The 12,155-nt window shown below is 62.5% G+C and carries 10 protein-coding genes and 1 pseudogene; 3 read left to right on the top strand and 8 right to left on the bottom strand.

Translation table 11 applies throughout. The features are described from left to right. Positions 1–213 (top strand): annotated as a pseudogene (locus B3849_RS16425) (low molecular weight phosphatase family protein); the annotation flags it as partial. 35 nt (positions 214–248) lie between these two features. Here B3849_RS16425 and B3849_RS16420 read toward each other — a convergent pair. Both B3849_RS16420 and B3849_RS16415 read right to left on the bottom strand, forming a co-directional pair. Beyond that, positions 249–608, bottom strand: a complete 360-nt coding sequence (locus B3849_RS16420) for a hypothetical protein (protein ID WP_107277672.1) — start codon at positions 606–608, stop codon at positions 249–251. A 156-nt stretch (positions 609–764) separates the two neighbouring features. After that, positions 765–1,859 carry a porin gene (locus B3849_RS16415; RefSeq protein WP_278425055.1) on the bottom strand — a complete coding sequence of 365 codons (1,095 nt, stop codon included), beginning with the start codon at positions 1,857–1,859 and terminating at the stop codon, positions 765–767. A gap of 356 nt (positions 1,860–2,215) precedes the next feature. Here B3849_RS16415 and lepA point away from each other — a divergent pair, with 356 nt between their 5' ends. Then, positions 2,216–4,015 carry a translation elongation factor 4 gene (gene lepA / locus B3849_RS16410; RefSeq protein ID WP_005851903.1) on the top strand — a complete coding sequence of 600 codons (1,800 nt, stop codon included), beginning with the start codon at positions 2,216–2,218 and terminating at the stop codon, positions 4,013–4,015. A 57-nt stretch (positions 4,016–4,072) separates the two neighbouring features. Here the strand turns inward: lepA and B3849_RS16405 are convergent, their stop codons facing one another. The 6 genes from B3849_RS16405 to B3849_RS16380 all read right to left on the bottom strand — a co-directional run bounded on the left by B3849_RS16405 (position 4,073) and on the right by B3849_RS16380 (position 10,073). Continuing rightward, a complete protein-coding gene (locus B3849_RS16405) occupies positions 4,073–4,822 on the bottom strand; it encodes a polysaccharide deacetylase family protein (RefSeq protein ID WP_278425058.1) in 750 nt (249 codons plus the stop codon). Continuing rightward, on the bottom strand, positions 4,819–5,958 hold the full coding sequence (locus tag B3849_RS16400; protein WP_278425059.1) for a glycosyltransferase family protein: 1,140 nt from the start codon (positions 5,956–5,958) through the stop codon (positions 4,819–4,821). The genes B3849_RS16405 and B3849_RS16400 overlap by 4 nt, the downstream gene beginning before the upstream one ends. Beyond that, entirely contained in the window at positions 5,955–6,536 is a 582-nt protein-coding gene (locus tag B3849_RS16395) for a histidine phosphatase family protein (RefSeq protein ID WP_278425061.1), read from the bottom strand. Before B3849_RS16395 ends, B3849_RS16400 begins: the two co-directional genes overlap by 4 nt. Then, positions 6,533–7,543: a glycosyltransferase family 4 protein gene (locus B3849_RS16390; RefSeq protein ID WP_278425062.1), complete on the bottom strand. Its 1,011-nt coding sequence runs from the start codon at positions 7,541–7,543 to the stop codon at positions 6,533–6,535. The genes B3849_RS16395 and B3849_RS16390 overlap by 4 nt, the downstream gene beginning before the upstream one ends. A 65-nt stretch (positions 7,544–7,608) precedes the next feature. After that, positions 7,609–8,871, bottom strand: coding sequence for a glycosyltransferase family 4 protein (locus B3849_RS16385; protein WP_286780443.1), 1,263 nt, complete (start codon positions 8,869–8,871; stop codon positions 7,609–7,611). Then, on the bottom strand, positions 8,868–10,073 hold the full coding sequence (locus B3849_RS16380) for a glycosyltransferase family protein (RefSeq protein WP_278425066.1): 1,206 nt from the start codon (positions 10,071–10,073) through the stop codon (positions 8,868–8,870). Before B3849_RS16380 ends, B3849_RS16385 begins: the two co-directional genes overlap by 4 nt. A gap of 411 nt (positions 10,074–10,484) precedes the next feature. On the opposite strand from B3849_RS16380, the gene B3849_RS16375 reads away from it, so the two are divergent. After that, the coding region (locus tag B3849_RS16375) for a mechanosensitive ion channel family protein (protein WP_286780442.1) at positions 10,485–12,155 on the top strand (1,671 nt) is incomplete at its 3' end.

Raw genomic sequence — 12,155 nt, 5'->3', positions numbered from 1 at the left:
GATCTGATCATCGCGCTGAGCCCCGCCAGCCAACGCCGCGCGCTGGAACTGACGCGGTTCTATCATCTGACTGTGGAATATTGGCCGATCCTCGACCCGACAGGGCTGGGGGAGACGCGCGATGCCAAGATCGCGCAATACCGCGCCGCCCGTGATCAGATCAAAGACCGGCTGATTGACCGTTTTGGCCCGCCCTCGCGGCCACAGATCTAGGGCAGGGGCGTGCCCCTGCCGCCGGTGTTACGGTCTTAGGTGGCGCTGCACAGCGTCGATGCTGTCTGGCCATAGGCTTTCCATACAGCCCAGAAATCATTGTCGCTTTTGCGGTCGGACTGGCGCGCCTCTTGCAGGCTGTGAGGGTCCGAGAAAACGCGTACGCCACGGCGCTGTTCTGACGAAGAAAGCTCTTTATCGGCAACGGCCTGGATACAGCCGCAGCGCGCCGCGCTCGCCTGTTTGCGCCCCGATTTCATGCAGGCGTTGTGGATCGGCCCCGTGGCGAACAAGACAGCGCCCCGGCCAAAGCCGCCGCTGGGGTTATAGCCGCGCGGTCCGCCGCAAGCGGCCAGCGTGCCAACAACACAGATCATCGTGAAAAGTCGTACCATCGTTTTGCCTCATCTCTCGGACGCCGGGTTGATCCCGAGGCTGCCCTAACTGCTGCTGGCATTTATGCCGGAAAACTGCAAATTGAGCAATTCACGATTGAGGGTGCAAAACGGAAATGCCTTTGCCCGAACAGATCGGGCAAAGGCGTGTGTTGCTTAGAACTTCCAGCGCGCACCAACGAAGGTCACGTCCAGATCCTGATAGGAGGCCGACGGATCGTCGAAGTCATAGGTGCGGTGTGTTGCGTAAAGCTCGGTGTTGTACGCGTCGAGGCGCTGAACAACGGCGACACCCACGGAAGAGGTGCTGGACCCTGCGACAACGAAGTCGTTCCCGTCGTAGTAATCCACGGAGAAGGATGTCGAACCCGCTGCGATGTAATCACGGGTGATGCCCGCTTTGATGTAGGCGTAGTCTGCGTCACCCGCAACGCGGCGACCTGCGGAAACCGCGAGGTTCAGACCGGTTGGTTGGTGCAGAACAGCGGCGGAGCCCATGACCAGATCGTTGCTGGTGTCGCGGAACGAATAGCCCAAGCGCGCGTCGACCGAATAGTCGCCGTAGTCTTGAACGTAGCGTGTGCCGACATCGTAGTAGTCGTTGTCATCGCCCGATTTCAAGACTTCCTGACCGTAGGAAACCGATGCGGAGAAGCCGTTGAACACAGGTGTGTCATAGCGCACGCGGAAACGGCGGCTGCCGTCGAAAGAGCTGTTGGTGCTCCCGATTGCAAGGGTCGACAGCGTGCCATCCGCGAAACGCAGTTGCTGGCTGCCCGCGATCTCGTTGATGCCCACATAGGCGGCAACACCGGTGCCCGAAAGGTCCGCTTCGGCCGTGCCATCTGTCGACGTGCTGCCTTGACCAAACGAGAAGATACCCGCGTTTGGCGTGCGGTATGTCAGGTCCAGTTTGCGCAGTTCGGTGCGGTGGTAGTCGAAATCCAGACTGTCGTCGTCGCCATTGATGGCGGAGGACCCGGTCAGGCCAAGGCCTGCTTCGAAGGTCAGACGCAGTTCGGACCCGTTTTGCAGTGCTTGGGTCATGGTCAGACCAACACGGCTGTTGGAGTTGTCGTTGTCGATAAACGTGGTGTTTGTGTCCACACCGTCGTCAACGCTCAGAACGCCAAAGTTCAGCTGGCCGTAAACGTCCCAGACGGGGCCTTCTTGGGCCTGTGCCAGCGCGGGAAGCGACGCCAGACCAAGGGCTGCAACGGTCACTGTGCCAAGCGAGTGTTTCATCTTCATCTCAAAATTCCTTAATTCGCCCGATCTGCAAGGGTGCAGACCATTTGAGAAGGCTGATCTAACGCCGCCGCTCGCGGGATAAAACCATAAGGCAGCCATACGAAATGCCGGTGTTGCAACATTGCTAAAGGGGGCGGTACCGCGCAGTACTGCCAAGCGCCTTGATATATTGACGTTGGCGGCGGTATGCGGTTTCTGCATGGCAGGTGACCGCGAAAAAATCGCATCCCCCCTTTGACGTTTGCGATCAGAATGCAGGTAAATCCGCCGACGCGCGTCAAATGCCCTAATGATCAAGGGGAACAGGCGATCCAGCCCATTGACCAGCGCTTGAATCCGCACCATATCCTTGCCTCATGACACCACTTTCACATATCCGCAATTTCTCCATCGTCGCGCACATCGATCATGGTAAATCCACGCTCGCCGATCGCCTGATCCAAGAGACGAACACCGTTTCCCTGCGCGATATGAAAGCGCAGATGCTCGACTCGATGGATATCGAGCGCGAGCGCGGGATCACGATCAAGGCCCAGACGGTGCGGATCAACTACACCGCCCAGAACGGCGAGGAATATATCCTCAATCTGATCGACACCCCCGGTCACGTCGACTTTGCCTACGAGGTCTCTCGCTCCATGCGCGCGGTCGAAGGATCGCTGCTGGTCGTGGACAGCACCCAAGGCGTTGAGGCGCAAACGCTCGCCAACGTGTATCACGCGATTGATGCGGATCACGAGATCGTGCCGGTTCTCAACAAGATCGACCTGCCTGCGTCCGACTGCGACCGCGTGGCGGAACAGATCGAGGATGTGATCGGGATCGATGCTTCCGAAGCGATCCGTGTTTCGGCCAAGACAGGTCAGGGCATTGTCGAAACGCTTGAAGCCATCGTGCATAAGCTGCCCGCGCCAAAGGGCACGCAGGACGCGCCGTTGAAGGCGATGCTGGTCGATTCATGGTACGACAGCTATCTGGGCGTCATCGTTCTGGTGCGGATCATGGATGGTCAGCTGAAAAAAGGCGACCGTATCCGCATGATGCAGAACGGGTCGGTGCACCATGTTGACCGTATCGGCGTCTTCCGCCCCGCCATGACCGAGATCGACAGCCTCAACCCCGGCGAGATCGGGTTTCTGACCGCATCGATCAAACAGGTCCGCGACACACGGGTCGGGGATACAATCACGCACGAGAAAAAGGGCACCGAAACCCCGCTGCCGGGCTTTAAGCCGGCGCAGCCCGTGGTCTTCTGTGGCCTGTTCCCGGTGGACGCAGCCGAGTTCGAAGACCTGCGCGACAGTATTGAAAAGCTGGCGCTGAACGACGCGTCTTTCAGCTTCGAGATGGAAACATCCGCCGCCCTGGGTTTCGGTTTCCGCTGCGGCTTCCTTGGCCTGCTGCACCTTGAAGTCATTCGTGACCGGATCGAGCGCGAGTATGACATCGACCTGATCACCACCGCGCCGTCGGTTATCTATGACATCCACATGAAAGACGGCACGGTCGAGCAGTTGCACAACCCCGCTGACATGCCCGACCTGACCTTCGTGGACCACATCGAAGAACCACGCATCAAGGCGACCATCCTTGTGCCGGATGAATATCTTGGTGACGTGCTCAAGCTGTGTCAGGACCGTCGCGGCATCCAGATGGACCTGACCTATGCGGGCAGTCGCGCGATGGTGGTCTATGATCTGCCGCTGAACGAAGTGGTTTTCGACTTCTATGACCGGTTGAAGTCGGTGACCAAGGGCTATGCCTCGTTTGACTATCAGATGATCGGCTACCGCCAAGATGCGCTGGTCAAGATGTCTATTCTGGTTAACGACGAACCTGTCGATGCGCTGAGCACTATGGTGCACCGCGACCGCGCCGAAATGCGCGGCCGTGCCATGGTTGAAAAGCTTAAAGATCTGATCCCGCGTCACATGTTCAAGATCCCGATTCAGGCGGCCATCGGTGGCAAGGTGATCGCGCGCGAAACCCTATCGGCGATGCGCAAGGATGTGACCGCGAAATGCTACGGCGGCGACGCCTCGCGGAAACGCAAGCTGTTGGATAAACAGAAGGCGGGTAAGAAGAAAATGCGCCAGTTCGGCAAGGTCGACATCCCGCAAGAGGCATTTATCTCTGCCTTGAAGATGGACAGCTAAGACGATTATTGAAAGGGGCGCTTCATGCGCCCCTTTTTCGTTGAACGACACCAAAGGTCAGGGCAGCTCTGCCATCTGTGCAGGCACAGCCCCACCGTCCAGCAGCCGCGCCAGACAAGCGTGGGTGAACCCCCAGATATCTTCGTCATGTACCAGGTGGTGGGTCAAAAACCCCAAGGGTTCCTGCGGGTCAGTCAGCCCCTTGCGGCGGTCCTGCAGCAGTTTGGTGATATCCGCAATCAGCGTGTCCGGTGGGACAAGGCTGCGGGTGCCGCGCCAGAAAATCGGATCGATATGGGTGTTGATCTGCACCAACCCGGGGGCGGCAATCCGGTTGTTCCGCGGCAGATAGGTCGACACCCCGACATAGCCTGCGTCTGCCAACACCGGCAGCAACCCATCGTCCAACCGGTTCCACGGCGGCACAAAGATCGGCAGCAGGTCGTCGCCGAAAAGCTGTTGCATCCGGTTCAGCGCTTGGGCGAACTCGTGGGCAGCATCGGGGCGCGGGTGCCCGAACTCTGCCTTTTTCGCCCCGTCGGGCGCGTGGCTGATATGCTGCCAGCCATGTACCAGCGGACGGATCAGCGGACGGTCCTTGCTATAGGCGGCAAGCGTAGGTTCTGCATGTTTAGGGATCACGGCGATATGCACGGGCAGGGACAGATCCTCCGCCAGTGCGGCAAGGCGATCCAGCGCGGGGCTTGGGGCGATGGCATCATCATCGCGCCACCAGATCGGCAGGTGCAATCCCTCTGCGCGCCATAGGGCAAGCTCGGCGTCAAGATTGGCCCAATCCACGGTCATCGCGTGCCCTTTCGCATCGCCTCGGTTAGGGTGACCGTTCTCGCGGCCCCGTCAAACCCGTCCGTCTGCGCAGGTCGGGTCGGGGCGGCGTGCAGAGTTGCCAAGGCGGACAGCAACCTGTCCGGTGTCAGATCAGCGCTGCGCAGCACCTCGATCCCCGGTAGCGCGGACAGCGCATCGGCGCGCAGCCCCTGTTCCACCTCGTTGCCGGCGTCAAAGGGGACAAACAGCGCGCGCACCCCGCTTTGCAGCACATCCAGCGCGGTATTGTAGCCGCACAAAGAGACAGAGGCGGCGGCGTGATACAGCATCTGGCGGAATTCGGGGCGCGCCGGTTCGATCACCACATTCGCGGGGGCATCCTGCATCAGCGCGGCGCTGCGTGCGGCTGCATCCTGCCCCCCCAGCAGCAAGCGCCAGACCCGCCCCGCATCGCGCGCGGCCGCGGCGCGGCAGGTGTCGAACACATGCGCGCCCACATCGCCGCCCCCTGCGCTGACGATAATCTCGTCCGCGCCAAGCCGGTCGGGATGGGGGCTGGCGGGGGGCGGTGCGACGAAACCGGTATAGCGCAGCTTGCCCTGCATCGCGCCGGACACCGGCCAGCTGAGCGAGAGCGGCGTCACGGCCTCGTCCGCATGGACCAGCACCGCATCGTAATACTGCGCAACCAGATCATCGGCCAGCTGCGCCTTGGCGGGTTTGGATGGCGGCGCGAGGATATCGCGCACCGATGCGCAGATCAGTGGGCGCGCGGGCAGGGCATCTGCGGCGTCAAGCAGGGCCATGAACTCTGCCTTGAGGGTGCGGCGCCCAAAGGGGAACAGTTCGGTGATCAGCAGATCGGGGGCGCGGGTCTGGATGTGGGTGACCAGCATCTCGCGTCGCGCGGCCTTCAACGCTTCAGAGGCGACCGTACCATGTTCATCCAGCAGCCGCGCGAAATCCACACCGTCAGAGCGCAGCGGCGGCAGTTGTACCACGTCAACGCCGTCGCTGTTCAACTGTGGTGCGGGCATCCCGCCCGAGACGACCTGCACATCATGCCCCGCCGCCCCATAGGCGCGGCCAAGGGTCAAGGCGCGGGCCAGATGGCCGGTGCCCAGCAGATGTGTGACGACGATGCTGACCTTCATAAGCGCGGCTCCAGTCGGATGGGATCAGGGTGGGCGGCCCAGCCCGTGGGTGAAATATCCAGCAGATATAAGCGGTTGCGCTTGATCTGAAAGGGGGCGGGGCCAGCGAAACCCCAGCCGGTCGCATGGGCCAGCAAAACACGCATCACGCCGATATGGCAGACGGCGACAGTGTTGCGCGTCAAGCCGTTGGCCCAAGGGATCAGCCGTGCGCGCAGGCTGTCGGGGCTTTCGCCGCCGGGTGGGGTGTAGCCCCAGCCCCAAACCTCGATATCACGGAACCCGCTGGTGGGGTCTGCCTTAAGATCCACGCCGTGCAGCCCTTCCCATTGGCCCCAGTCCATCTCCATCAGCGCGGGCGCGGTTTTCGGCGCGCGGTCTGCGACCAGTCGGGCGGTTTCAGCAGCGCGAGACAGGGGGCTTGATACAAGATCGGCACGGTTCCAAGGCATGGGCAATGCCAGCGCCGCCAGACCGGCGCGGGCGTCATCATCCAGCGGGATATCCGTGCGCCCCTGAATGCGGCCCGCACGGTTCCAGCTTGTATGACCGTGGCGGAGCAGGGCAAGCCGGATCACGGGCGCACCCCGCAGCTTTCCAACCCCGCCAGCAAGGTCGCGGTGGCAGTGGGAAGCAGATGATGTTGCGCAACAAAATCGCGGGCGTCATGGGCGCGTGTGTGGCGTAGGGTGGTATCCGACAGCAGCGCTGTGATCTGTGCGGCAAGCGGCGCAGTGCCGCTTTCCGGCGCGGGATAGGGGCCGGGGGCCAGCACATCGCGCACGCCGGGGCGGTCTTGGGCCACGACGGGCAGGCCCGCGGCCTGCGCCTCCAGATAGGCGAGGCCAAAGGCTTCGTTCACCCCGGGCCAGAACAGCAGCGACGCATGGCGATAGGCGGCGGCCATGGCGGTCGCATCAAGCTCCCCAAGAAACCGAACCGCATCGCCAAAGGGGGCCATCATCGTCTCTATCTCGGTGCGGGCGGGGCCGTCACCCGCGATATCCAACCGCCAGCTGTCTGTTGGCAGCAGCGCCAGCGTCTCCGCGATGATCTGATACGAGGCGCGTTTGTCCCCGTCGCGCAGCATACCGACAGCCAGCATCGGGCCATCCAGCGCGGACGGCAGAGGCAAAGCGCCCTGTGCGAGAAACGGCGGCAGATGCACCAGCCGCTGCACCACGGTCTGATCGCGGCGCAGCGTTTCGGCATCGCGGTGCGTGAGGTAAAAGATCACATCCGCCGCGTCGCTTGCGGCCTCGGCGGCTAGGGCGAAACCGGCCCACGGGCCTGTCAGCCGTTTGCGCGCACGGCTGGATTCGACCAGCAGATAGGGGATACCAAGGGCGCGGGCGACCGCGGGGCCGATCAGGTCGGGGGCCTTATAATAGTTATGATAGGTGATCCACGCCTGCCAGCCTTCGGTGCGACCGCGGGCGGTGGCTTGGGTCACTTCGGCCTCGGCAGCGTTGAACAGCATGGCCTGCGCCGCGCTGTCGCCCGCCCCGTCGCGGCTGCGCAGGGTGCTGGAGACTGTGACGGTCGCGCCCCCCCGTTGCAGCGCGGCCATCAATCCACGCGCCATCGCCCGATCCCCCGAGGGTACCGGATGATCAGGCGACTTTAACGGAGCGTAGAACGCAAGCCGCATCAGCCGCCCTGTGCCAGCATCGCCGTCAGCCGCTTGTGGAGCTGGCGAATGCCGGGGGCCATGGTGAACTCTGCATGCAGGCGGTCGTGGGCGGCTTCGGCCAGCCGAGGGCCAAGCGATGGATCCTCCGCAAAACGCTGCATCGCCTCGGCAAGGGCGGCGGGGGCATCGTCGCTTAGCACGCCGGTGGTGCCGCTGGTGATGAACTCGGGGATGGCGGATACGGGCGTGCTGAGCAGCGGAAGCTTCTGGCTTGCCGCTTCCATCAGCACATTGGGCAGCCCGTCACGGTCACCGTCCTTGGCAATGCGCGAAGGCAGCACGAACAGATCGGCGGCGCGCATGGCCGCGATCACCTCTGGTTGGTCGCAGGCCCCGCGCCATGTGATCCGGTCGTTGATCCCGTGCGTTTCTGCGCGTGCTTTCATCGGTTCCGACAGGTCCCCGCCGCCGATATGGGTCCAGTGCCAGTCAAACTCATTAGGCAGCAGCGCCAGCGCATCGATCAGGTTATCAAAGCCCTTCTTCTCGACCATGCGCCCGACAGACATCATCTGGAACGGATCGCTTTTGGCGCGTTGGACCCGGGTTGGCGGTTCGGGGAAACGCGCCAGATCCAGCCCGTGATAGACCAGATCAATCCGGTCCGGGGCGGTGGTAAGACTGCGCAGATGTTGCGCGTTAAAGTCCGTGCAGGTGGCACCAAAGGCGGCACCGTGGCTGGCGGGGTCCAGCTTTTCACGCAACTCCCAGTCGGGCGAGGTCCAGATGTCCTTGGCGTGGGCAGAAAAGCTCCACGGTAGTCCGCGCAGGATTGCGGCATAACGCGCGACCGAGGACGGGGTGTGCAGGAAATGCGCATAGATGCCGCGGGTCTCGGCGGGGAGCTCATGTGCCATGACGCAGGCCTGCCCAAAGCGGCGACGGCGGTTAGGGGTGTCATCGCGCAAGAGGTCTTGTTGGAAAACCTCCCATGCCGCGTCGTAACCGGGCATGGCTTTCGCGGCCTCTTGTGCTGCGGCCACACGTTCGGGATCGTCGCGCAGGTATTCCGGCAAATAGCGCACGCGCGCTTGCAGCCGGTCGTGCAACGGGTGGGTTTTCGTATCGGTCGGGTGGCGCAGCGACCAGATGTCGAAGCGCAGACCGGCTTCTTCAAGGGCGACAAGCTCTTGTGCGATGAAGGTCTCGGACAGGCGCGGCCAGCCTTTGACCACAATGGCGAGGGGGGCGGGGGCGAGGGGGGCAGGGGTGTCGGTCATGCGCCGCCGCCCATCAGGGCGCGGCCCCGTTCAACCACCACGTCAAGCCCGTCCAGCAGCCCGTCTGCACCGGCTTGCGAGGGTTTGTTCTGATGCGGCAGGTTGCGGATTGCGGCGATCATCGCCTCCGGCGTCATGCCATCACGGGTTTCTTCCAACATGCGGACAAGCCCAAGCTCTTCGGCGCGGCTGGCGCGGATCCATTGTTCCAACCGGGGCACGGTGCGCGGCACGATGACGGCGCGTTTGTCAAAAGACAGCACCTCGCAGAAGGTGTTGTAACCGCCCATGCAAACCACGCCTTCAGCCCCGACATAAAGCTGTTCGATCCGGCTATCAAAGCCAAGCGCGGTCACCCGCCCGCCCAGCTTGGCCACCCGCGCGTCAAAGGCGTCGCGGACGTCGCCGGACAGGAAGGGGCCGTAGATCAGCTTGGCATTTGGCGTCAGGTCGGGGTCTTGCTCGTAGGCGTCCAGCACCAGCGACACCATCGCGGCACCGTCCCCGCCGCCGCCGGGGGTAATCAGCACATAGGGTTCTTCGGCGGGGGGTGTTTCGTCCGGGGCCTCGCGGCGCAGGTAGCCGGTCCAATGCATCCGGTCGTGGGCCGCCTGCGACAGGGTCAGCCCCTTGGTCGGGTCATACACATCTCGCATGCCGTAGACCCAAATCTCGTCATAGTATTTCTCGGTCGCTTCAACCGCGCCCTTGCGTTCCCATTCGGCGGCCAGCACCTCGGGTTCATCCAGCACGTCGCGCAGGCCCAGCACGACTTTGGTGGTGCCATTCTCGCGCAGCCAGTCAAGGCTGGGCAGCAGTTCCCCGCGAAAGCCCGTCGGCTCTTTATCCACGATCAGCAGATCGGGGGTGTATTCCTCGATCGCGGTGCGGATCAGACCGGCCCGCAGAGAGGTGACCTCGTCGATATCAAGGCCAAGCGTTTGCGCCACATAGCTACCGTCGGCCAGCTTCGTCACGCCGGGAAGGCGGATGTGGTCGACGCCTTTGGGAAAGGTGAAACGCCCTGCGACGGGCGATCCGGTCAGGATGATGGCCGAGGCATCTTCGTCGCCGTCCATCAAGGCGGCAGCCAGTGCGCGCGACCGCCGTAAGTGGCCCAATCCAAAGGTGTCGTGGCTATAGAAAAGCACCCGCCGCGCTGGTTTGCCATTGCGGGCGTTGTTCGAGACCGTTTGGCGCATGGGCCGATCCTAACTTAGTCAAATATCCTTGGCCGCAGCTATCAGTCTGGCGGCTAGAAAGCGTTTATTGTCGAAGGCAGGTGAACCCGTCCCGCCCGATGCACCCAGAAACCGAATACACTCACATCACCTTGGTCTGCCGGTCGAACAGCCCAATAAGAATACCTTAGGCATCTATGGCGAACATGTCATGCATTTCAGCACCTTCCGCCGTCGCCGCCCCTGAATGGGCTGCGAAAACCGGCGTTTGAGCGGGCCAAGCCCGTGGGAAGATGCGGCGCGTGTCATATTCGGCGTCCTTCGCGGTTCATCGTCAGGGGGAGTAGGTGGGGCCGGGGGGGTAAGATTGCAATGGCACGTGGGGCGCCTTAGCGTCTCAAGACTGCTCCCCAAGGCCATGAGCGAGGACATATGCGGCATTTCATCTTCACCCTTCTTTTGTCGCTGTGGGTCTTGCCCTTTGCCAACGCCGCGACGGCGCAAGGGGTTCTGTCCCTTTTGCCAACAGCGCAGGAAACTGCCGTCAGCGATGCAGAAGGCGACGCCGCGCGACTGCAAGAGGTCATCAGGCAAGCCGCTGAAAGCGGGGTGAGCGTGGTGGTGGTCGATAGCGCGGGCCAGTTGTTGAACCAGCCCGCATCTGCCCAACCGACCGAGGGCGACCGGCAAGAGGCGGCGCTGGCCAAGGAAACCTCTGCGCTGATGCACCTGCAAGAACGGGGCAACCAGTTCCGCACTGCCTTGATCGAACGCATCGTGCAGTTGCCCGACGCGATCAACGAGGTGATCTATATTCTGCGGGCCGCCAGCCCGGACGGCACGCTTTGGGCCTTCGGTGAGACGCTGCTGGTGGCGCTCGCGCTGTTTGCCGTCGGGGCCGTGGTCGAGGTAGAGCTGTTCGGCAAGCGAATGGCACGCGGCTTCGTCACTGCCAAAGTGCAGGCGAACCCCGTCGGCTATACCGAAAAGATGCCGTTTCTGGTGTTTCGGTTTTTCATGGGGATCATCGGCGTTCTGGTGTCGATGGTGGTGGCCTATATTCTGGGCACGCTGCTGTTTGGACCGCTTGAAGACACGGCGATCCAGTTCACTGTCACGCTGATCAACATCGGCTATTTCGTCTGTCGCGTGGCCGCGGGCCTGTGGCGGATGATCCTGTCACCCTTCCTGTCGCAATACCGCATCCCCGTGTTCAGCGACCGCGACGCCAAACGCCTGCACCGCTGGCTGTGGATGATGGCAAGCCTTGATACCGTCGCGATCCTGTTCGGTATCTGGATCGCTGAACTGGGGCTGAATTATGATGTCTATGCTTTCATCGCCTCCCTGATGTCGGCGGCGATCGTCGTGGCGAATATTCTGATGATCTGGGTCAACCGCCGCCCCATTTCAAACGCGCTGCGCCAGGGCAAGCCCGCGTCGGAATGCAGCGCCGTGGGGCGATTTATGTCGCGGGCCTGGGCACCGCTGGTGGTGGCCTACGCGATTTTTGCCTGGTTCGAACTGACCTATGATCTGGTGCTCGAGAACCCGAGCTCCGTGCCTCTGATCGCGGGGGCTTATGGTATTCTGGTGTCGATCATCGTGGTCTACGGTGTGATCAACTATGCTATTGAACGCGGCTTTGCCCGCGCGCGCATGATGCGCCGCCTGAACGAGCTGCGCCGAGAGAAGCGCGCGGATGCCGCCCTGGACGAGGACGCGCCCGAGGCCGCCGGCACAGCGCAAGCGGATGATACCATGTCGCTGGACGAGGCTGACCGACAGGCGGCAATGGTGCCACGCCAAAGTCTCACCAGCTTTGAAGGTCTGGCGCGGCGCGTGGCCGGTATCCTCGCCTTTGTTACGGGGGCCTATGCGTTCTTCTATATCTGGGACACAGAGGCAACGTTGATGGTCGAAAGCCACGCGGACAAGCTGCTGGACGTGATGGTGATCCTGTTTATCGGCTACGTCGTCTATCACGCCTTCCGCATCTGGATCGACAGCAAGATCGAGGCCGAAACCGCCGACCAGCCCGAGGCGGAACTGGGTGACGAAGGCAGCGGCGCGTCCTCTGCCAGCCGGTTGGCAACGCTGCTT

This window comes from Sulfitobacter sp. UBA4523 (assembly GCF_002388305.1).
Classification (GTDB): Bacteria; Pseudomonadota; Alphaproteobacteria; order Rhodobacterales; family Rhodobacteraceae; genus Sulfitobacter; species Sulfitobacter pontiacus.
The sequence above is the reverse complement of the archived record's forward strand: the minus strand, read 5'-3'. Positions and strand labels throughout refer to the sequence as shown.

What these genes read in the sequence shown, in the direction of transcription:
- B3849_RS16380 (WP_278425066.1), bottom strand. Translation starts at nt 10,073, where the DNA reads ATGCGCCAAACGGTCTCGAACAACGCCCGCAATGGCAAACCAGCGCGG.
- B3849_RS16385 (WP_286780443.1), bottom strand. Translation starts at nt 8,871, where the DNA reads ATGACCGACACCCCTGCCCCCCTCGCCCCCGCCCCCCTCGCCATTGTG.
- lepA (WP_005851903.1), top strand. Translation starts at nt 2,216, where the DNA reads ATGACACCACTTTCACATATCCGCAATTTCTCCATCGTCGCGCACATC.
- B3849_RS16420 (WP_107277672.1), bottom strand. Translation starts at nt 608, where the DNA reads ATGGTACGACTTTTCACGATGATCTGTGTTGTTGGCACGCTGGCCGCT.
- B3849_RS16400 (WP_278425059.1), bottom strand. Translation starts at nt 5,958, where the DNA reads ATGAAGGTCAGCATCGTCGTCACACATCTGCTGGGCACCGGCCATCTG.
- B3849_RS16415 (WP_278425055.1), bottom strand. Translation starts at nt 1,859, where the DNA reads ATGAAGATGAAACACTCGCTTGGCACAGTGACCGTTGCAGCCCTTGGT.
- B3849_RS16390 (WP_278425062.1), bottom strand. Translation starts at nt 7,543, where the DNA reads ATGGCGCGTGGATTGATGGCCGCGCTGCAACGGGGGGGCGCGACCGTC.
- B3849_RS16405 (WP_278425058.1), bottom strand. Translation starts at nt 4,822, where the DNA reads ATGACCGTGGATTGGGCCAATCTTGACGCCGAGCTTGCCCTATGGCGC.